Origin of the sequence: Qaidamihabitans albus (genome assembly GCF_016464705.1) — a bacterium.
Taxonomy (GTDB): Bacteria; Actinomycetota; Actinomycetes; order Mycobacteriales; family Pseudonocardiaceae; genus Qaidamihabitans; species Qaidamihabitans albus.
This window is the reverse complement of record NZ_JAEHOB010000001.1, coordinates 511,397-530,686: the sequence shown is the minus strand read 5'-3', so window position 1 is coordinate 530,686 and position 19,290 is coordinate 511,397. Positions and strand designations below refer to the sequence as shown.

18 protein-coding genes and 1 tRNA gene are annotated in these 19,290 nt (G+C 72.7%); 5 read left to right on the top strand and 14 right to left on the bottom strand.

Annotated features, from left to right (window positions below; translation table 11 throughout):
* Window positions 1–33: 33 nt before the first annotated feature.
* The 4 genes from JAP66_RS02620 to JAP66_RS02605 form a co-directional block, all read right to left on the bottom strand.
* Window positions 34–2,904 carry a PQQ-dependent sugar dehydrogenase gene (locus JAP66_RS02620; protein WP_372448930.1) on the bottom strand — a complete coding sequence of 957 codons (2,871 nt, stop codon included), beginning with the start codon at window positions 2,902–2,904 and terminating at the stop codon, window positions 34–36.
* Window positions 2,905–3,129: 225 nt separating this feature from the next.
* Window positions 3,130–3,216 (bottom strand) — tRNA-Ser (locus tag JAP66_RS02615).
* 23 nt (window positions 3,217–3,239) lie between these two features.
* Window positions 3,240–3,734, bottom strand: a complete 495-nt coding sequence (locus JAP66_RS02610) for a nucleoside deaminase (RefSeq protein ID WP_199429840.1) — start codon at window positions 3,732–3,734, stop codon at window positions 3,240–3,242.
* Window positions 3,731–4,213: a tRNA adenosine deaminase-associated protein gene (locus JAP66_RS02605; RefSeq protein WP_199429838.1), complete on the bottom strand. Its 483-nt coding sequence runs from the start codon at window positions 4,211–4,213 to the stop codon at window positions 3,731–3,733. Before JAP66_RS02605 ends, JAP66_RS02610 begins: the two co-directional genes overlap by 4 nt.
* A 73-nt stretch (window positions 4,214–4,286) precedes the next feature.
* Here JAP66_RS02605 and JAP66_RS02600 point away from each other — a divergent pair, with 73 nt between their 5' ends.
* Together JAP66_RS02600 and JAP66_RS02595 are read left to right on the top strand one after the other, a co-directional pair.
* Window positions 4,287–5,519, top strand: a complete 1,233-nt coding sequence (locus tag JAP66_RS02600; RefSeq protein ID WP_199429836.1) for a M20 metallopeptidase family protein — start codon at window positions 4,287–4,289, stop codon at window positions 5,517–5,519.
* Window positions 5,520–5,525: 6 nt separating this feature from the next.
* Window positions 5,526–6,503: a prephenate dehydrogenase gene (locus tag JAP66_RS02595; RefSeq protein ID WP_210769534.1), complete on the top strand. Its 978-nt coding sequence runs from the start codon at window positions 5,526–5,528 to the stop codon at window positions 6,501–6,503.
* A 66-nt stretch (window positions 6,504–6,569) separates the two neighbouring features.
* Here JAP66_RS02595 and JAP66_RS02590 read toward each other — a convergent pair whose 3' ends face one another.
* Together JAP66_RS02590 and JAP66_RS02585 are read right to left on the bottom strand one after the other, a co-directional pair.
* A complete protein-coding gene (locus JAP66_RS02590) occupies window positions 6,570–6,794 on the bottom strand; it encodes an antitoxin (protein WP_199429834.1) in 225 nt (74 codons plus the stop codon).
* A 74-nt stretch (window positions 6,795–6,868) separates the two neighbouring features.
* A complete protein-coding gene (locus tag JAP66_RS02585) occupies window positions 6,869–8,782 on the bottom strand; it encodes an FUSC family protein (RefSeq protein WP_199429832.1) in 1,914 nt (637 codons plus the stop codon).
* Window positions 8,783–8,855: 73 nt separating this feature from the next.
* Here JAP66_RS02585 and JAP66_RS02580 point away from each other — a divergent pair, with 73 nt between their 5' ends.
* The gene (locus JAP66_RS02580; RefSeq protein WP_199429830.1) at window positions 8,856–9,305 is read left to right on the top strand and encodes an SRPBCC family protein; all 450 of its coding nucleotides are present in this window, start codon (window positions 8,856–8,858) and stop codon (window positions 9,303–9,305) included.
* Between the two features lie 9 nt (window positions 9,306–9,314).
* Here JAP66_RS02580 and JAP66_RS02575 read toward each other — a convergent pair whose 3' ends face one another.
* From JAP66_RS02575 to JAP66_RS02545, 7 genes are all read right to left on the bottom strand, one after another.
* Window positions 9,315–11,909, bottom strand: a complete 2,595-nt coding sequence (locus JAP66_RS02575; RefSeq protein ID WP_307849407.1) for a CHAT domain-containing protein — start codon at window positions 11,907–11,909, stop codon at window positions 9,315–9,317.
* A 48-nt stretch (window positions 11,910–11,957) separates the two neighbouring features.
* Window positions 11,958–12,419 (bottom strand): carboxypeptidase regulatory-like domain-containing protein, encoded by a 462-nt coding sequence (locus tag JAP66_RS02570; RefSeq protein WP_199429828.1) that lies wholly within the window; start codon window positions 12,417–12,419, stop codon window positions 11,958–11,960.
* Window positions 12,416–13,018, bottom strand: coding sequence for an RNA polymerase sigma factor (locus JAP66_RS02565; protein WP_199429826.1), 603 nt, complete (start codon window positions 13,016–13,018; stop codon window positions 12,416–12,418). Before JAP66_RS02565 ends, JAP66_RS02570 begins: the two co-directional genes overlap by 4 nt.
* 99 nt (window positions 13,019–13,117) lie before the next feature.
* Window positions 13,118–13,402, bottom strand: a complete 285-nt coding sequence (locus JAP66_RS02560) for a protease inhibitor I42 family protein (protein WP_307849418.1) — start codon at window positions 13,400–13,402, stop codon at window positions 13,118–13,120.
* 165 nt (window positions 13,403–13,567) lie between these two features.
* Window positions 13,568–14,302 carry a hypothetical protein gene (locus JAP66_RS02555; protein ID WP_199429822.1) on the bottom strand — a complete coding sequence of 245 codons (735 nt, stop codon included), beginning with the start codon at window positions 14,300–14,302 and terminating at the stop codon, window positions 13,568–13,570.
* A 48-nt stretch (window positions 14,303–14,350) separates the two neighbouring features.
* The gene (locus tag JAP66_RS02550) at window positions 14,351–15,502 is read right to left on the bottom strand and encodes a C1 family peptidase (RefSeq protein ID WP_199429820.1); all 1,152 of its coding nucleotides are present in this window, start codon (window positions 15,500–15,502) and stop codon (window positions 14,351–14,353) included.
* Between the two features lie 164 nt (window positions 15,503–15,666).
* Window positions 15,667–16,185, bottom strand: a complete 519-nt coding sequence (locus tag JAP66_RS02545) for a GbsR/MarR family transcriptional regulator (protein ID WP_199429818.1) — start codon at window positions 16,183–16,185, stop codon at window positions 15,667–15,669.
* 95 nt (window positions 16,186–16,280) lie between these two features.
* On the opposite strand from JAP66_RS02545, the gene JAP66_RS02540 reads away from it, so the two are divergent.
* Window positions 16,281–17,207: an ABC transporter ATP-binding protein gene (locus JAP66_RS02540; protein ID WP_199429816.1), complete on the top strand. Its 927-nt coding sequence runs from the start codon at window positions 16,281–16,283 to the stop codon at window positions 17,205–17,207.
* 14 nt (window positions 17,208–17,221) lie between these two features.
* Here the strand turns inward: JAP66_RS02540 and JAP66_RS02535 are convergent, their stop codons facing one another.
* On the bottom strand, window positions 17,222–17,722 hold the full coding sequence (locus tag JAP66_RS02535; RefSeq protein WP_199429814.1) for a hypothetical protein: 501 nt from the start codon (window positions 17,720–17,722) through the stop codon (window positions 17,222–17,224).
* 91 nt (window positions 17,723–17,813) lie between these two features.
* Between JAP66_RS02535 and JAP66_RS02530 the strand changes: the two genes are divergently transcribed.
* The gene (locus JAP66_RS02530) at window positions 17,814–19,286 is read left to right on the top strand and encodes an NAD-dependent succinate-semialdehyde dehydrogenase (RefSeq protein ID WP_199429812.1); all 1,473 of its coding nucleotides are present in this window, start codon (window positions 17,814–17,816) and stop codon (window positions 19,284–19,286) included.
* Window positions 19,287–19,290: the final 4 nt, after the last annotated feature.

The window sequence follows — 19,290 nt, the reverse complement described above, 5'->3', positions numbered from 1 at the left end:
GAACGCGGTTTCACACTCACGAGGGCGGGCGAGTCAGTAGCGGCGGTCGACGACGGCGCTGGTGCTGCTGTACCAGCGGATGTAGCCGTGCTGGAAGTTGTTCCGCCTGCCGCCGCTGACGCTGAACTCCCCGCTGGTCGGGTAGCCCAGGTACGACCGCTCCCAGCCGAGCGAGGCCCAGCGCCGGCGGATCGCACCGTACACCTCGTGCGCACCGTTGCCGGGCGACCAGTAGATCGACGCCGCCTTCGAGAAGTGGTTGTACCGGCCCACGCCGTCCGGCGTCGGCCGCTCGTCCGTCGCCGGGTACCCCATCGGGCCCCGCTCCCAGCCCAGCGCCGCCCACTTCCGCCGGATCTCGCCCCACACACCGTGGGCGCCGGTGCCCGGCGAGTAGTAGATCGACGCGGGGCCCGTTGCCGGGGTACCGGCGAAGTGGTTGTACCGGCCCACGCCGTCCGGCGTCGGCCGCTCGTCCGTCGGCGGGTACCCCAACGGGCCCCGCTCCCAGCCCAGCGCCGCCCACTTCCGCCGGATCTCGCCCCACACTCCGTGGGCGCCGGTGCCCGGCGAGTAGTAGATCGACGCAGGGCCCGTCGCCGGGTCACCCGAGACGTGGTTGTACCGGCCCACGCCGTCCGGCGTCGGCCGCTCGTCCGTGCTCGGCGGCCCGAACCGGCCGTGCCCGCCGAGGGCGAGGTAGCGGTCGAGGTTTCTGCCGTGCACCTCGTGCACGCCGGTCGCCGCCGACCAGTAGAGCTTGCCCTGCTCGTAGGCCCGATGGTGCACGGCGCCGTCGACGATCTCCGGGCCGGTCGGCGCGCCCAGCAGCGCGCGCAGCTCCGGTTCGGCTTCGTAGCGCTGCTCGATCGGGGTCGAGTAGTGCGCGTTCAGGGTGAGGTCCTCGCCACCCATGGTCAATGTCCGCGAGCGGCTGCCCACGCCGTCCGTCCAGGCCGCGAACGAGGAGACACCGTCGCGCGCGGTGTCCGCCGCGATCACGTCGAACGTCGCACCCTCGGCGACCATCGCCGAGCTGACGCCGCCCTCGACGGGGATCTGCAGCGACGCGGGCACGTTGCTGTGCAGCGTCAGCAGGTGCTCCCGGGGCCAGGCGGTGTAGGTCCGGCTCGCGGACATGCCCTCGCTGTCGGTCACCGTGGCGGTCAGCGCCATCCGCGAGTCCGGATGATCAGTGAACGGCAGCGAGTACGCGGGGCCGTCCCCGCTCACACCGGGATGGGCATGGCAGGTGGCATCCTCGGGGCAGTGCTGGATGCTGCTCGTCCAGCTGACGGTCAGCGCGCCGTCCTCGGCGTCCGTCGCAGTCGCACTGAGCTGGACGGGCTCCCCGACTGCGAACTCCACGTCGTCGCCCGGCGTGACCAGATCCAGCTCCGGCGAGTGGTTGCTGGGGAGCACGGCGATCTCCGTGGTGTCGCTCGCGCCGAGCGTGTCGGTCACCGTCAGGGTCGCCGTGAACCGCTCGGGGCTCTCGCCGTAGGTGTGCGTTGCCTGCGCCCCGGTGCCGGTCGCGCCGTCACCGAAGTCCCATGCGTAGCTCAGCGCGTCGCCGTCGAAGTCGTAGGAGCCTGCGCCGTCGAACGTGACCGTCCGGGTCGCCGGATCGGTGCGAAGCTCCGCCTTCGCGACCGGCGCGGTGTTGCCCTCGGTGTAGCTGAGCCTGCTCAGCTTGCCGGTGCCGATGTCGGCGAAGACGAGGTCGCCGTTGGCCGCCGCGGCGAACTTCACCGGCCGTCCGATGTCGACGCCCAGTGGCGGGCTCTGGGGCGGCTCGGTCAGGTTGCCCTGCACGTCGAAGCGCATTGACCAGAGCTTGTTCCGCGTGTAGTCGCCGAAGAAGTACGCGCCCCGGTACTGCTCGGGGTAGCTGGTGCCGGAGTAGAAGATGCCGCCGGTGACGCTGTTGGCCTGGTCGGTCCCGGTGCCGTGCCGCAGGGCCACGAGCGGCTCGGTGTTGGCGACGCCGGAACAGCCGGCCAGGTCGGTGTAGCCGGGAGTGCGTGCCGAGCCCTCCCAGCACGGCCAGCCGTAGGAGCGGCCGGGTTGCACCACGTCGATCTCTTCCCAGGTGTTCCAGCCGACGTCACCCACCACGGGCTGTCCCGTCCGCGCGTCCAGCGACAGCCGGAACGGGCTGCGGAAGCCGCTGGCGTACACCTTGCTGCGGGCGGAGTCGGGGTTCGCGGGGTCGTAGTAGGGGTTGGCCGGAACGCCGAGCCCGTCGGCGGTCAGGTGGAGGATCTTGCCGCGCAGCACGTCGAGGTCGAGTGCACCCAGCGCCCTGGGGTCGACCTTGGTGTAGTCGGCGTCGTCGCCGAAGGAGACCCAGAGGGTGCCGTCCGGTGCGGCGACGATCCCGGTGAGGCCGTGCACGACCGCGCCGCCCGGCTCCTCGAACAGCACCCGCTCCAGGGTGAGCCCCGTCGGCTCGGGGGAGCCGGTCACGGCATAGCGTTCGAGCCGGTACACCCGGCCGCCACCGACCGGGACCGACCTGGCGAGGTAGATCCGGCGGGAGGTGCCGTAGTCAGGCGCCACCGCGAGGCCGACGAGGCCCAGGTCGCCCTCGGTGGCGGCGGGGAGCTGGGCGATCGTCCGGGATCGCCCTTCCGGCGACACCCACGCGACGGTGCCCTCCTTGCCGGTGCTCAGCAGCCCGCCGTTGCCCGGCAGGTACGCGAAGTCGGTGAGGGCCCACGGCGCCTGCCCGCTCGGCTGGTCGCGCAGCACGAAGCCGGGTGGCAGGGTCGGCGCGGCCGAGGTCGGCGGCGCGGGCACCGCCACCAGCAGACCGGCCACCATCAGGGTGGCCCCGAGCAGCACGACTGCCGCCCGGCCGATCGCGGACACGGGTGTGCTGCGGTTCCCCTCAGAAGCCATACTCTCCGCATCGTTGGGGGGAGCGACAGAGTTTCACTTAGCGGAGCGAAGTAATCCGACCGTAACTCCGCAGAACCTACAGTCCGCCCCAGGACCGGTGCCGCCGCGCCTCGTGTGTGCGTAGACGAGTTAGAACTCGTGTAGCCACTCACGAGGCCGGCCTGCTGCGAACGGCAGAACGCCGGGTGCCCGTTCTCGGGGCACCCGGCGTTCTGTCCGGCAGAGCGGTAGCGGTGGGATTTGAACCCACGGACGGGATTAACCGTCACACGATTTCGAGTCGTGCTCCTTAGGCCGCTCGGACACGCTACCGCCGACAAGCGTACTGCACGCCCTCAGCGCGCCTCGAAAGGGTCCGCGGGGTCGCGCTGACCCGCGAAGAAGCCGGCCAGCAGCGCGGCGCACTCGTCGGCGAGCACCCCGCCGAACACCTCGGGCCGGTGGTTCAGCCTGCGGTCGCGCACCACGTCCCAGAGCGAGCCGACCGCACCCGTGCGCGGCTCCCACGCGCCGAAGACCACGCGCGCCACCCTGGCGAGCACGAGCGCACCGGCACACATCGTGCACGGCTCGACGGTCACCGCGAGGGTGCAGCCCTCGAGCCGCCAGCCTTCGCCGAACTCGCGCGCCGCCGCCCGCAGCGCCAGTACCTCGGCGTGCGCGGTGGGATCACCCAGTTCCTCGCGGGCGTTGCGCGCCCGCGAGAGCACGGTCCCGTCCGGCGCGAACACCACGGCACCGACCGGCACGTCGGCCGTGTCCCCGGCCTCCCGTGCCACCGCGAGGGCCGCCCGGACCGCTCGTTCGGCCTCGGTGCCGCCGGGGGTCACAGCTCGTCGAGCAGCTTCGAGAACTGGTCGTCGAAGCCGCAGCGCTGCGCGATCATCTGGAGCTGCTCGTCGGGGTAGAGCTCAACCTCGTTGACGATCACCTCGAGCTCGGCGCCGGGCATCCCGAGATCGCTGAGGATCTCGAGGTCGCCCTCCGGCCACACCGTCTCGTCGTCCTCGTCCGGCGGGTCCACGCGGAGCAGGTCGAGCACGTCCGCGGCGATGTCGTAGTCCAGCGCGGCCGCGGCGTCGGAGAGCAGCAGCGACACCCCGGTGGGACTCGGTCTGACGATCACGAAGAACTCGTCGTCAACGGCGAGCAGCCCGAAGACCGCGCCGGGCGAACGCATCTTGCGCAACTCCGTGATCGCGGCGTCAAGCTCCGCGAGCGCGGCCGCGTCCAACGCGGTGCACTGCCACCGGCCGTCCTCGCGCACGACGGCCACTCCGAACCCCGTGATCGGTTCCTTCACCGCCATGTGCCCCACCGTATACCCGCGGAGACCTTCCCGATCACCGAAATCGCGCACGACGCGTGCCACTATCGAGACCATGACCGGACCCACCGAGCTGCCCTCGCTACCCGACGCCCGCTTCGCCGCCCTGCTGGCCGAGGCAAGGGCGCTCCAGCCAGGAACCGTCGCCCTGCGCCGCGAGGTGCACCGGCGCCCCGAGCTCGGCCTGCACCTGCCGGAGACCCGGGCGGCGATCCTGCGCGCGATCGAGGACCTGCCGGTGGAGATCACCCAGGGCAGGTCGACGACCTCGGTCACCGCGGTGCTGCGCGGTGGTAAACCCGGCCCGGCGGTACTGCTGCGCGGTGACATGGACGCCCTGCCGATGACCGAGGACACCGGGGCCGAGTTCACCTCGGAGATCCCCGGCGCGATGCACGCGTGCGGTCACGACACGCACGTCGCGATGCTCGCCTCGGCGGCCCGGCTGCTCGCCGCGCGCGCCGACGAGCTGGCCGGGTCGGTGGTGTTCATGTTCCAGCCCGGTGAGGAGGGTTTCCACGGCGCCCGGCACATGATCCACGAGGGGGTGCTCGACGCCGCGGGCTCCCGGGTGGACCGCGCCTTCGCGCTGCACACCTACGCCAACGCGCCGAGCGGGCAGATCCGCACCCGGCCCGGCCCGATCCTGGCCTCCGCCGACAGCTTCTTCGTGCGGGTCACCGGCAGGGGCGGCCACGGCTCGGCGCCGCACCACGCGCTCGACCCGGTCCCCGCCGCGGCGGAGATGGTGGGAGCACTCCAGGCGATGATCACGCGCCGGGTGAGCGTCTTCGAGCCTGCGGTGCTCTCGGTGACCCGCATCAGCGCGGGCACGACGTCCAACGTCATCCCCGAGACGGCCGAGCTGGAGGGCACGATCCGCACGCTGTCCGAGGGCACGAGGGAGCTCGTCCGCGCGGAACTGGCGAAGGTGTGCGAGGGCGTCGGCGCCGCGCACGGCTGCCGCGTGCTGGTCGACATCGAGCCGGGCTACCCGCCGACGGTCAACGATCCCGGTGAGGCGGAACGGGTCCTGCGCCTGGCCGGGGAGGTGCTCGGCGAGCGGCACGCGCTTGAGCTGGCGGACCCGATCATGGGCGCCGAGGACTTCTCGTACGTGCTGCAACGGGTGCCTGGCGCTTTCGCGTTCCTCGGCGCGTGCCCGCCGGAGGTCGCCGTCGAGGAGGTGGCGCCGAACCACTCGAACCGGGTGCGCTACGACGAGGCGGCGCTTCCGCACGGCGTCGCGCTGTACGCCGCGTTCGCGCTCGACACCTTGCGCGGGTAAGGCAGGATGTGCCCCGTGCGAGACGTGTGCGTGATCGGCCTCGGATTGATCGGCGGCTCGCTGCTGCGCGCCGCCGCCACCGCGGGCAGGACGGTGTGGGGCGCGACGGACTCCGCGGTGGACGCCGGGAAGGCCCGCGCCGACGGCTACGACGTGTCGACCGACCTGCCCGGCGCGCTGCGCAGGGCGGCCGAGCATGAAGCGATCGTGGTGCTCGCGGTGCCGCTGACCGCGGTCGGCGACGTGCTCCGCGAGGTCGGCGAGCACGCTCCTGGATGCCTGCTCACCGACGTCACCAGCGTCAAGGCGCCGGTGCTCGACTCGGTGCGCGAACTCGCTCCCGGCTGCCGTTACGTGGGCGGGCATCCGATGACCGGCACCGCGAAGTCGGGCTGGGCCGCGGGCTCCTCGACGCTGTTCGCGGGTTCGGTCTGGGTGGTGTGCGCGGAGGAGGACACCGACCTGGCGGCCTGGGCGGAGGTCACCACGCTCGCGCTGGACACCGGCGCCCAGGTGGTGCCCCTCGGTTCGAGCGCGCACGACGAGACGGTGGCCAGGATCTCGCACCTGCCGCACCTGCTCGCGGCGGTCCTCGCCGCCGTCGGTGCCTACGGCGGGCCGCTCGCGGCCACGCTCGCGGCGGGCTCGTTCGGCGACGGCACCCGGGTGGCAGGCACGCGACCCGACCTGGTGCGCGCGATGGCCGAGGGCAACCGCGCGGCGCTGCTGCCGGTCCTGGACGAGGCACTCGGCAAGCTCGGCGCGGCCCGCGGCTCGCTCGCCTCCACCGGCGGACTCGCCGCGACGATCCAGGCCGGTTACAACGGCGTCCGGTCCCTCGCCGAGCAGCGCTCGGCCGCACGGACCGGGGTACGGGTGAACCTCGCGGCACCCGACGCCCGCGACGGCCTGCTGGCGCTCGGCGAGCGTGGCGGGCGGATCACCGCGATCGATGGGGACACCGCGATCGGCGAGGTCACCTGACTCGCCGCGCCCCGGCGGGACCGATGTGGCACCGGTGCGTCACCACGGCCGATGCCACATCCGGGGTCACCTCGGCGGCTGCTGGCCACCGCCCTCGGGGCCGCCCTTGCCGCCGCCCTCCTGCTTGTGCAGGAACTCCTTCGCCTTCCTCGTCGCGCCGTCGATCTTGTCGGCCTGCTTGCCGAACCGGGACTTGGCGAAGCCGCTCGCCTTGTCCAGCCCCTGCTCGACCTTGCCACTGTTCTTGCCCAGCGCGTCCTGCGCCTTCTTCTTCAGGTTGTTGAAGTCCATATCTTCAATGGACCAGCATTTCCGCGCGTTCGCAACGTGGGGCACCCGTTTGATGAGCAGAAACACCGGAACCGTCAAGTCCGCGTGAAGCCGGGGCCGCGTACGGCGTCGAACGCGGCCTCCAGCGCGTCGGTCACACCGGCGAGCCGGTCGGTGCCAGGGAGCTCCACCTCGGCGGGTTCGCGCTGTTGCCGGACCGCGGTCGCGAGCTCGCCGAGCGCGCCGGTGAGCAGGCGCACAGCGGCCTCGCCGGGCGGCTCGGCGCCGTGCTCCACCGCGACGACGACCTCCGTCACGGCGTCGGTGACGCGTTCGAGCGCCACGATCGCCGGCCACCACGCGGCCGCCTGCCTGCCCGCGGCGGAGGGCTCGACCACCACCTGCTGGAACGCGGTACGCAGGTCGGCGAGCCCGCGGTAGGCCCGGCGGCGGCAGCGGGAGCGTTCGGCCCGGTCGTGGGCCGTCGTGGCGGGCAGAAGTCCGCGCTCGACGTAACCGGCGACGGTCTCGGCGACCTCCGCCAGCCGCCCGCCGACCCTCGGCCGCCTGCTGCCGGGCCAGAGCAGATAGCCGAACACGAGCACGATCGCGCAGCCCAGAGCGGTGTCCACCAGCCTGGCGAGCACCAGCGGCCAGTCGCCACCGGCCGTCAGGTCCATCTGCACGATGATGAGCGGCGTGATGAACGCGCTGAGGATGCCGTAGTTGCGGACCTTGCCGATCGCCGCGCCCGCCGCGAACAGCGCGACCAGCACCACGAGGGCGAGACCGTGCACGCCCAGCCCGAGCACGGCCGCACCGAACCCGACGCCCACGACCGTGCCGAGCCCGCGCAGCACGGCGCGGCCGAACACCGAGCCGAAGTCCGGCTTCAGCACGATCCCCACCGTGAGCGTGATCCAGTACGAGCGCTCGGTCGGCACCAGCACGCCGACCAGTTCCGCGAGCGCGACGCAGAGGGTCAGGCGCAGCGCGGCGATCCAGGTGAGCGGACCGGACGTGAGCGAGCGCCCCCATTCGGCGACCCGCTGCCAGGGCGGGACACGGGCGCGCCGCTCGCGGGGCTCGCCCTTGCCGATCCTGGCCAGTGCCGCGTAGAGGGCCGCGACCGCCTGGTCGTCGGAACTCCCGCGCGGCGGCTCCGGTAGCGGCGCCCGGGCCAGCACGGCCGTCGCGAGTGCCGTGAAGTGCTCGACCAGCTCGCGGGGCACCCGGCTGCCCGCGTTGACCACGGCCACCGACGCCTCCACCGCGGGAGTGCTCGCGGAGAGCAGGTTGAGCAGTTCCCGGTAGGTCGCGTCCCGCCCGGACAGCCACGAGCGGGCGGTGAGCAGCCGGTCGTAGGCGGTGTTCAGCGCGCTGGTCAGTTGCTGCCGGGCGGCCAGCGACGTAGCCGCGTCGCCGGCCGAGAGCATCCCGGCGAGCTCGATGTAGACCTGCGCGACGGCGCTGCGTTCGGGCGAGGTGGCGTGCACCGTCCAGCCGACGAGGGCCACGAGCAGCCCCCACGCCCCGCCCGCGCAGAAGGCCACGAAGGCGGCTTCCGGCTCGGTGCCGAGCGCGTGCTGGCCGGTGCCGAGCACGGTGAACACGAGCAGTTGCAGCGCGGCGACGGAGGCGTTGCTGCCCGCGGCGCTGATCAGCGCCGAGATCGCGGCGACCAGTACGACCGCGGGGATGGACAGTGCCGGGTCGGCGCTGGTGAACAGGCCGATCGCGAAGCCGGCCACCGCGGCGCCGACGGCCCCGCCGAGGCGCTGTGCCCGGTACCGGTACGGCCCCGCGGAGTCGGCGAGCAGCGTCGGCAGTGCCCCGGTGGACACCAGCGCGCCGATCCGGACGTCGCCGAGCGCGAACGCCACGGCCAGCGGGGCGGACAGCGCGACGGCGGCTCGCACCGCCCGTGACCAGGGCACCGGCGTGGTCGTGCTGCGCAGCAGGTGGACCAGCCAGCGCGGCGGGGCGAAGTCGGCACGGGACGGGCGCACGCCGCCATCTTGACTGACGCCGTTTAGGGTCTTGCGGACATCGAGTGAATCGCGTGAGCAGAGGAGGCCGACGGTGGGCGGGACGTACTCGTTCGAGGTCCGGCGGACGAGCAGTGCGCCGCCGCGGGAGCTGTTCCGGCTGGAGACCGACGGCGCGCTGTGGTCGGAGTGGGCGAAGCCACTGATCGTCGTGTCCGGCTGGGAACGGCGGGGCGACCCCGACCCGGGCGGGGTGGGGGCGATCCGCAAGGTCGGCGCCTGGCCGCTCCTGATGCACGAGCAGACCATCGAGTACGAGGCCGATCGCAGGCACGTGTACACCTTCGCCGGCCCGCCCGCGCCGGTGCGCGACTACCGCGCCGAGGTGCTGTTCACGCCCGTCGCCGAGGGCGGCACGGAGCTGTGCTGGCGGGGTTCGTTCACCGAGGCGCTGCCCGGCACGGGACCGCTCGCCCGGGTCCTGCTGCTCGGCGCGATCCGCTTCCTCTCCGCCCGCCTGGTCCGCGCCGCCGAGCGCGGCTGAGCGCCGGGTTCACCCCGAGCCGAGGCACAGGAACGGCCGGCGCAGCGGGTCCACCGCCGTGGCCTCGGCGAGCGCGACGGCCGGTGAGGTGCCCGCCGCGAGCCTGCGATGCAGGTCGGTCATGGCGTCCGCCGCCGCACGGTCGCCGACCCTGGCGACCGCGCCGACCACGGTCCGCGAGCCGCTGGCCAACAGGGCGCCCGCGAATCCCAGCGCCTCCTCGCCTGGCCGGATGTGGCTCATCGCCAGCTCGCACGCCGCGAGCACGACCCGCTCAGGAGGCCGGCCCAGCCGCGCCGTCTCGTGCGCGAACAGCGGGCCGTCCACCAGCTCCAGCCGCGAGAACAGCGCGTTGGCCGGCTCATGGGCGCCGTGCGCCACCAGGTGCGCCAGCCCGGAGCCGTCCAGCGCGGAGAGCACGGCGGCGCTGGTGGCGTCCTCGCCCTCCACCAGCCGCGCACCCGGATAGACCGCCCGCAGCTGCCGCACCTCCCCGACCGCACCGGGCACGCCGGGCCCGCCGACCAGCACCACCGGTTCGGGCCGTGGGCCGCTGACCGCCGCCAGCCAGGCCGTCGCCGACGGCGCCACCGACAGCGGCCTGCCCCGCAGCGACGGCAGCGCCGCCCAGGGCAGCGCGTACAGCGAGCCGAGCGGGACGATCACCAGCTCCCGGTCGCCGAGCTGGTCCGCCAGCGGCCGGACCAGCAGCTCGTCCAGCCGGGCGGCGCGCCGGCGGGCGGAGCCGCTGACAGCGGTAACCAGCGGCTCCGGGAGCTGGTCCGGGGCGAGCGCGTCGAGATCGGCGTGCAGCTGCTTGGTGATCTCCACGGCCTCGGCGAGCGAACCGAGCCGCACCAGCCGGAACCGGCCGTCACGCACGACCACGGCCGCCAGTGAGTCACCGTTGCCGACCAGGCTCACCAGTACCCGGTCGCCGAGCCGCTCCGCGACCTCCTCCGGCGCGGACACCGGACGGGGCCTGCCCCACTGGCTCGTGTACCAGCCGAGCCTGCTGGCCTCCCGCTGCAGCCAGGCGTAGCGGTGTTCGAGCATCGTCACAGGCTTGCCCCCGAGCCTGCGCTGCTGAACGGTGCGCTGTACCTGCCGCATCTCGGTGATGTGCCTCGCCAGCACCGGATCGTCGATCGCGGGCAGCGGCTCGTAGCGGTAGACCTGCGCGCGGGTGCGTTCCTGCCACGCGAACAGCCGCCGGGCACCTGCCTGCCCACGTGCCCGGGAGAGCACCATCCCGACGGCGAGCCCGCCCAGCTCCTGACCGTGGACCGCGGTGCCGCAGAGCAGGTCGAGGCCGCCCATGCGGTCCCTGGCCCAGCCGAGCTCGGCCAGCCCGTTGCGCGCCTGCGCCAGCGCCGAGCGCACCCGGCCCTCGGCGACGGCCAGTTCCGCCCGGCACAGCCGCAGCAGCATCCGGTGGTCCACCGGCGAGGTCCGCTGCGGGTTCGGCACGCGCGCGAGCTGTTCCTTCGCCGCTGCCACCGAGCCACGGCGCAACAGCAGCCGGACCGCGAGCAGCCGTGCCGCCGCCGTCTCGTCGCGCAGGCCGAGATCGGCGAGCCGGTCGGCGAGACCGACGAGGTTCGCGGGCAGCGGCGCGGGCGGGCGGGCGTCCCCGGCCAGCACCGCCATCGTGTCGGCGCGCAGCCGGGTGAGCGCGGCGACCTCCGCCCACGGCCGGTTGCCCCGGCGCAGGAACCGGCGGCGGGCTGCGACCGCGAGCCGCCGGGCCATCTCGTAGTCGCCCTGGAGCATGGCAGCGGCCGCCCGCGCGACCTCCGCCTCGGCGACGTCCTGGATCACGCGGTTGCGGCGCAGGTCGGGCAGCGCCTCGTCGAGATGCCGGGCCGCCTCTTCCGCCAGGCCCGCGACCAGCAGTGCCCGCGCCTGGTCCAGCCGTACCCTGGCCACCCAGCCCGGTGCCGCGGACTCCAGGATCCGGGCCGCCTCGTCGTAGTGGCGCAGTGCGCCGGGGATATCCCCGGTGAGCTGCGCGAGGTCGCCGAGCCCGTGCCGGGCCTTGCCGGCCAGCCGGGTGTGCCCGTGTTCGGCGGCCAGCGTGAGCGCTCGCTGGAAGTCCCTGGACGCGGCGTCGAGGTTGCCCATCTCGGCATGGATCTGGGCCCGGTTGGTGACGGTGCGGGTGAGCAGCAGCCCGTCGTCGTCACTGTCACCGCCACCGCGTTCCAGCGTCGGGATGATGGCGTCGAACAGCGCCAGCGACTCGGCCGGGCGGCCGATGCGGAACAGCAGCAGGGCACGCTGTCCGGAGATCACCGCGGGCAGGGTCCGCCGGTCCCGGCCGTCCGGCAGGTTGCCGAGTTGCTCCTCAGCCGCACGCAGGCCCGCGAAGCCCTCAGCGGTGGAACCGACCTCGGAGGTGGCCAGCGCCAGGCTGATCAGCACCCGGATTCGTGCCGCGACGCGGTCGGCTCCGGTATCCGGCGCCGCGTCAAGGCGGCGCAGTGCGCGGCGCAGCAGCCGGATGGCCTCGATGTTGTGTGCGCTGCCGGCCGCGTCGTTGGCCCGGCGATGCAGGTCCAGGACGGCGGCGAGGGCTCGATTCGATTGGGAGGCACCGCGCACGCGGTCTATATGAGCACATCAGTCAACCGCGGTCTTCGCCCGGACGAGCTACAGCACAACGGCGGGTGTGACCACCGTGCGGCGACACGAAGCGCCGTCGATGTACACCACTATCTGGGTGGTTCCGCGCGGCACGGAGTCGAGCACGAATCGGCCACCGTCGTCCGCGGTGGTCGACGAGGAGCCGTGCCCCGCGACCCGGACCTCGACCCCGTACTCCCCCTCGGGCACCAGCCAGCCGTCGATGCGATGGCCCATGCCGACCTTCGTGAGGTTGATCATCACGGTGAGGTCGCTGACCGTGAACGTGATGGTGCCCTGATCCACGCTGCGCACACCCGCCATGGCGTCCGCCCGTTCCCAGCGGGCGACCTCGACGTCGAGGTCTTCCAGGGCGAGTGCGAACTGGACACGCTCGGCCAGACCCGCCGGGGGCGGGTCGACCTGGTCGACGACCCGGCCGAGCTCGGCTAGCAGCGTGTCGTCGTCAGGGTAGGTGCCCTCTTTCATGCGCTGCCCCCTTGAGCTTCCAGCAGGTCCCGCATCGTCTTCAGGCATCGGCTCCGGGTCGGACCGATGCTGCCGTGGGGCATGCGCAGGGTCTCGGCGACGAGCCGGTACTCCGCACGCCCCGCGAGAACCGTCAGCCGCAGCAGCTCCTGGCACCGCTGCGGCAGCTCGCCGAACGCCTGCCAGAGCCGCCGGTCGCGGTCCACGCGCACGGCCTCCGCCTCAGGCGCGGGCTGGGTGCTCGGCACGGCCTCCGCGAGCTCGTCGGTCAACGGCATTGACCGCGGCTTCTTGCCGACACGCTGGGCCTCCCGGCGCGTCGTGGTGATCAACCAGGCGGCCAGCGCCCTTGCGTCGGTGAGCCGGTCCAGGTGCCGGAACAGGGCGAGCCACACCGTCTGCACCACGTCCTCGGCGGTGTGCGCGTCGAGCCCGTTGCCCCGCGCCACCTGCCACACGAGCGGAGTCAGCTCGGTAACGAGCCGGTTCATGGCCGCACGGTTACCCACCCGCGCCTCGTGCATGCATGCCGCGTACAGGTCGTGACCCCGCAGACCCTCCCACGGAGGATCCGCCTCGGCGGTTCGAGCGTCGGTCACCGCAGCAGCCCTCCAGGTACGCGCTAGTCAAGTCGGCGCTGGCAGTATCTCGGGCTTGTCGGAACAAAGGAGGGCACTGGGGAAACTGGGATACATAGCTCACTCGTTCGGCCTAGCGGACAGTACGAAAACGACCGAGCGGCGCGGCCTGGTCTCCCAGGACCGCGCCAACTCGGCCTCGATGAGGTGCCGACCGGCGCCCACGACGTCGAGCGCCAGCCGGCGTACCCCACCTCCCCCTGGAGTCCCAGCCCCGCGGGACTCCGCTTCCGGATGGTCATCACCCCCACGGACGTACTCGTCGACGACCAGCCGGACCCCTTCCGGCAGGCGCAGTGACCACTGGTATCCGGACGTCCGGATTTCCGGTAGGCGTAGCTCCACCGTGTCCCCGACACGCAGTTCCGCTGTGCGCCCCGCATCGGACTGCGCGAGCCGGACCAGTGCCACTGCCCCTCCCGTTTTCTTGCTCCCGGACCGTGGTCCGGGGTGGTGGCGGCCGACGGCCCCCTCGACTGCCGGCCGCCACCAGCCTCTGCGGGCAGCTCCTCAGACCACGAGCTGGTCGATCTGCCCGTGCGCGTCCTCGTGGTAGGACACCGCCAGCCGGTTGTTCCTGGCCAGCAGGGCGAGCATGGTCAGATGGCTGTGCCCCGACTCCGAAGCGGGTGAGAGCCGCTTCCAGCCGACGCCCTGCACCCCGGCCCACACGCCGGGCGAGGCGTTGTAGGACCAGAGGTGCGTGATGAACCGGTGGTGGACCCAGCCACCGGACACCGCACCGGAGCCGTTGCCGACGGGGGCGGGCCGCGGCGGCGCGGCACCGCCCTGCACGGGTGGCGGCGTGTAGGGGTCCCAGCCGGTGGGCGCAGGCGGCGTGTCCGGCCGGGGCGGCGGCGAGTACGGATCCCAGCCGGTGGGCGCAGGCGGCGGGTCCGGCCGGGGCGGCGGCGAGGACGGATCCCAGCCGGGGGGCGCAGGCGGCGTGGCCGGCCGGGGCGGCGGCGAGGACGGATCCCAGCCGGGGGGCGCAGGCGGCGTGGCCGGCCGGGGCGGCGGCGAGTACGGATCCCAGCCGGTGGGCGCAGGCGGCGGCGCGTACGGGTCCCAGCCGGCCGGTGCGGGCGGCGCGGGAGGCGGCGAGTACGGATCCCAGCCGGTGGGCGCAGGCGGCGGGGCGTACGGGTCCCAGCCGGTCGGGGGTGCGGGCGGCGGTGCGTCCGGGCTGTCCGGGTCGACCGGCTCCGCCTGCTCGGGCTTCTCGGTCACGGTGTCGTCGGACATCGTGCTCCCCTCGGTCGTCGTTGTTCGGTGCTGTGGTTGTTCGGTGTTTCACTGGACGAGTTGGATCATGCTGAGTTCGTCGTCGACGATGTACGGCGCGATCACGCCGCCGTTCGCCCTGGCGAAGGTCAGCATCGCGAGCTTGTTGGTGGTGCTGTGTGCTCCTCCGGACAGGCGGGTCCAGCCCAGGTTCTCCAGGTAGACCCAGCCGTTGGCGTCGTGGGCGGTGGCGAACAACCGCAGCGCGCGCTGCGCGGGCAGCCAGCCCCGCAAGTTCACCCCGGTGCAGCCGAGGGTCGTCGGCCGCGGATCGGGGTAGTCCTCGATGTAGGCCTCGCCGTACGCGATACGGAGGAAACCGTCCTCGCCCCACTCCGGGCCCCACGAGTTCTTGGCGATCCAGCAGCCCGCCTCGTCGTCCCAGCCGACGAGCGCGACGCAGTGCCCGCCGCTGGTCTGCTCGGTGGTGTGCCGGTAGACGCCGCCGGTGTAGTGGAAGAGGTCGTCGTAGACGACCAGGCAGGCGGTGACCGGCCCGTAGCCGTAGATGTGCTGCTTGATCGCCGCGGGATCACGGCTGAGGTCGACGACGTCCTCCGCCCGGGCGACCCGGTCGGTCCAGCGCGGGTCGAGCGAGCCGGAGTCGTCGTCGGAGTACGGGTAGTGGTCCTCGAACGTCACCCCGAGCGTGACGAAGTCCTGGAGCAGCTCGTCCGGCCAGGTGCCGTCGGGCGTTATGGCCTCGCGGGCCGCGGCGTGGCCGAAGAACGCGTGCGCCTCGGACAGGTCCAGCCCGAGACCGGGGGCGCCCCTGGTGTACGCCGCCGTGCTCTCCAGCGCCGCGATCGCGCCGAACGCGCTGCACGAGCCGCATTCGCCCTGGTCCTTGACCAGGGTGACGTAGTTGCGGCCACCGACATCGCGCAGATCGAACGCCGGGGGAAGGTGCGGGGTCGGTGCGTGCACGGCGGCCACCGGCGCACCGGCCGCGCGGAGCGCGACGTCGGCCATCCGGGCCGGGACGTCGGCCCGCGCGGTGATCTCCTCTGCGGACGGGGCGGGGACGCCGAGCCTCGCCCTGCGTGACTCGGCGGAAAGCCTGCTCAGCCGGGTCTCGCCGCACCGCCACGGGTCACCGATCCCGGCGAGGGAATCGCGGATCGTCGCGATCTCCGCCACGCAGGGGTGGTCGGCGCTCATGCATCCTCCAGGCGATCGAACTCGTTACTGCCCCATAGGACGCAGCGGGAGGCCGTCCAGATACACGAGAACCGAAGAAATTTCTCCGGGGTCGCCGAGCCGCAGGGTCGTGAGTGGCTACGCGAGTTCTAACTCGTGTAGCCACTCACGAGCCGGGTACCAGGTCAGCCCGCGCGGCGCTCGCGCTCATCCCGCTCCTGCTGCCACCGCTCGAACAGCGCGGGGATCTCCTTCACCATGAAGTCGAGGAAGTCCGCCATGCTGGCGAGCCGCCTGCCCGCGGGGGTGTCGGCGCCGAGGGCCGCCACTCCCTGGACGGTGGCGTCGCGCCACATCCGCATCATTCGGTCGCGCTTGAGGAAGGACGCGAACCAGAGGTCGTCGTAGAGCCGGTAGTGGTCCCGCCGCTCACCGGGTCCCCGTTCCCTTCCGACCATCCCGACCTGTTCCAGGTAGCGGACGGCGCCGGAGATGGCCGCGGGGCTGACGCTCAACTTCTCGGCGAGTTCGGCGGCGTTCATCCGGCCACTGTCGGAGGCGGTCAGCGCGGCGAACACCCGCGACGGCATCCGCGGCATGCCGAGTTGCGTCAGCGTCAGCGCGAGGTCCTCGATGTAGCTGCGGACTGCTTCCTCGTCGCGTGCCGAGCCGGGATCACGCTCAGGCTGGGATCGGTCGGACATGCCTTCCATCCTCTCCGGTACGGCGGGCGGCGATCATCCGGTCAATATATTTTCTTAACTTCACAACTTTATAAAACAACTGTACTTTTGCGATCGTGGACGACGCCATCTTCGTTTCCGGCCTCCGCAAGTCGTTCGGCCGGACGGTGGCCCTCGACGGCCTCGATCTGTCGGTCGCCACCGGCGAGGTGCACGGCTTCCTGGGGCCCACCGGATCCGGCAAGTCGACCACCGCACGGATCCTGCTCGGTCTCCTGCACGCCGACGAGGGGACGGTGCGCCTGCTCGGCGGCGATCCGTGGCGGGACGCCGCGAAGCTGCACCGCCGGCTCGCCTACGTGCCCGGCAACGTCGATCTCTGGCCGGACCTCTCCGGCGGCGAGGTGATCGACCTGCTCGGGCGGCTGCGTGGCGGACTGGATCAGCGACGCCGCAAGGAACTCGTCGAGCGCTTCGACCTCGACCCCACGAGGAAGTGCCGCGACTACTCCAAGGGCGACCGGCAGAAGGTGGCCGTCGTGACGGCGCTCTCCTCGCCGTCCTCGCACATCGACCTGCTGATCCTGGACGAGCCCACCACGGGCCTGAACCCGCTAATGGAGGCCACCTTCCAGTACGCCCTCCACGAGGAACGCGAACAGGGCCGCACCATCCTGCTCGCCAGCCATGTCCTCGCCGAGGTCGAGTCCCTGTGCGACCGGGTGAGCATCGTCTCGGGCGGCCGCGCCGTCGAGTCCGGCACCCTCGACGAGCTGCGGCACCTCACCCGCACCTCGATCTCCGCCGAGCTGGCCGGACCGCGCCCGTGGCCGGACGGGCTCTCCGAACCCCACGTGCACAACCTGCGGGTCGACGGCAACCATGTGCGGTTCGACGTCGAGACGAACGGCCTCGACCAGGTGCTCAGGCAGCTCAGCGAGGTCGGCGTGCGCAGCCTGACCAGCCAGCCATTGACGCTGGAGGAGCTCTTCCCACGGCACCACACGTATCACGCCAGATCGAAGGCCGCGGCGGCGAAGTGAGCCGGCCGCCCCGGCTACCGCACCCGGCCCTGCTCGTCGACCTCCAGCTGAGCCTGCGGCCCGCCCGGCTCGCAGTCGGGGCCGTTCGGGTAGACGAGCTCCGGCGTGACCTCCAGCGTGCGGTGCGCGAACCGCTCGCCGTCGGCGTCGGTCACCGTGAGCGTCACCTGGACCGGGCCGGTGGGCAGGCCGGACATGGGCGCGAACCCGGTATACCCGCCGGTCTCCCGCAGCCGGGCCGAGCACGGGTCGTCCGGGCCTTCACCGGTGCAGGTGGTCTCCGCGACCTCGGTCGCGGGGGACAGCTCGACCGGCACGGTCCGGCACGACCCTTCCCAGCACGCCTCGACGGCGGCCTCGCGCAGGCTCGTGCCCGCGGGCGGCGGCGCGACCTGCACCCCGATGCCGACTCGCGCGCCGATCTCGGTGCACGGCCGCCCGTCACCGGTACCCACCGAGGAACCACAGCCCGCGGCGGCGATCATGAGTAGCGCGAGAGCAGGGAGAGCACGCATACCGGACAGGACGCACCGGCGCCGGGTTCCGGTTGCATCGACGTTTCCGCTGCCAGGTGTCACCCCACCTCGACCCGGGTAGCCAGCGCACATGGACGACGTCATCGCCACCGTTCCCAAGCGGCTTCTCATCGACGGCAAGTGGCGCGACGCTGATGGCGGCGGCACGTTCGGCGTCGACGACCCAGGCAGCGAGCAGCGGCTGTGCGACATCGCCGACGGCCAGGGCGCCGATGCGGAGGCCGCCGTGGAGGCCGCGGTCGCCGCGCAGGACGAGTGGGCGCGGACCGCGCCGCGCGAGCGCGGCGAGATCCTGCGCAGGGCGTGGCAGCTGATGACCGACCGCGCCGAGGACCTGGCCCGGCTGATGACACTCGAAATGGGCAAGAGCCTCACCGAGTCGCGGGCCGAGGTCTCCTACGCGGCGGGGTTCTTCCGCTGGTTCTCCGAGGAGGCGGTGCGCATCGACGGGCGCTACACGCGCAACCCCGCGGGCGGCGGGCGCACGCTCGTCACCAAGCAGCCGGTCGGCCCGTGCCTGCTGGTCACACCGTGGAACTTCCCGCTCGCGATGGGCACACGCAAGATCGGGCCCGCGGTGGCGGCCGGCTGCACGATGATCGTCAAGCCACCGCAGCTCACCCCGTTGTCGATGCTCAACCTGGCGGAGCTGCTGCGCGAGGCCGGGCTGCCGGGCAGCGTGCTGAACGTCGTGCCGAGCACGTCCGCAAGCAGCATCGTGAACCCGGTGCTGGCCGACGCCCGGGTGCGCAAGCTGTCCTTCACCGGCTCCACCGAGGTCGGCCGCACGCTCGTCGAGCAGTGTTCGGCGAACCTTCAGCGGATGTCGATGGAGCTGGGCGGCAACGCGCCGTTCCTGGTGTTCTCCGACGCCGACCTCGATGCCGCGGTCCAGGGCGCCGTGACGGCGAAGATGCGCAACAACGGCGAGTCGTGCGTGGCGGCGAACCGCTTCCACGTCGCCGAGTCGGTCGCCGGGGAGTTCACCCGGCGGCTCACCGAGAAGATGTCCGCCCTGAAGACTGGGCACGGCACCGAGGACGGCGTCGCCGTCGGACCTCTGGTCAGCGAGGACCAGCGGCAGAAGGTGCGCGAGCTGGTCGACGACGCCCGCGAGCGAGGGGCACGTGCGACGACCGGCGGCGAGCCGGAGACCGGGACCGGGACCGGGACCGGGACCGGGTACTTCTACCCGCCCACGGTGCTCGCGGACGTCCCCGGGCAGGCACGCATCCTGCGGGAGGAGGTGTTCGGCCCGGTCGCGCCGATCACCACGTTCGCCGACGAGGATGAAGCCGTCGCGCTGGCGAACGACACCGAGTTCGGCCTGGTCGGCTACCTGTTCACCCGCGACCTCGACCGTGCGCTGCGGGTCGGCGAGCGGCTGCGGACCGGGATGGCCGGGATCAACACGGGCATCGTGTCGAACCCGGCGGCACCCTTCGGCGGGGTGAAGGCGTCCGGCTTCGGCCGGGAGGGCGGCGCCGAGGGAATCGAGGAGTACCTGGACACCAAGTACCTGGCTCTCGCCACCGGCTCGTAAGGAC

What these genes read in the sequence shown, in the direction of transcription:
- JAP66_RS02620 (WP_372448930.1), bottom strand. Translation starts at nt 2,904, where the DNA reads ATGGCTTCTGAGGGGAACCGCAGCACACCCGTGTCCGCGATCGGCCGG.
- JAP66_RS02605 (WP_199429838.1), bottom strand. Translation starts at nt 4,213, where the DNA reads ATGGCGGTGAAGGAACCGATCACGGGGTTCGGAGTGGCCGTCGTGCGC.
- JAP66_RS02600 (WP_199429836.1), top strand. Translation starts at nt 4,287, where the DNA reads ATGACCGGACCCACCGAGCTGCCCTCGCTACCCGACGCCCGCTTCGCC.
- JAP66_RS02595 (WP_210769534.1), top strand. Translation starts at nt 5,526, where the DNA reads ATGTGCCCCGTGCGAGACGTGTGCGTGATCGGCCTCGGATTGATCGGC.
- JAP66_RS02590 (WP_199429834.1), bottom strand. Translation starts at nt 6,794, where the DNA reads ATGGACTTCAACAACCTGAAGAAGAAGGCGCAGGACGCGCTGGGCAAG.
- JAP66_RS02570 (WP_199429828.1), bottom strand. Translation starts at nt 12,419, where the DNA reads ATGAAAGAGGGCACCTACCCTGACGACGACACGCTGCTAGCCGAGCTC.
- JAP66_RS02555 (WP_199429822.1), bottom strand. Translation starts at nt 14,302, where the DNA reads ATGTCCGACGACACCGTGACCGAGAAGCCCGAGCAGGCGGAGCCGGTC.
- JAP66_RS02550 (WP_199429820.1), bottom strand. Translation starts at nt 15,502, where the DNA reads ATGAGCGCCGACCACCCCTGCGTGGCGGAGATCGCGACGATCCGCGAT.
- JAP66_RS02545 (WP_199429818.1), bottom strand. Translation starts at nt 16,185, where the DNA reads ATGTCCGACCGATCCCAGCCTGAGCGTGATCCCGGCTCGGCACGCGAC.
- JAP66_RS02535 (WP_199429814.1), bottom strand. Translation starts at nt 17,722, where the DNA reads ATGCGTGCTCTCCCTGCTCTCGCGCTACTCATGATCGCCGCCGCGGGC.
- JAP66_RS02530 (WP_199429812.1), top strand. Translation starts at nt 17,814, where the DNA reads ATGGACGACGTCATCGCCACCGTTCCCAAGCGGCTTCTCATCGACGGC.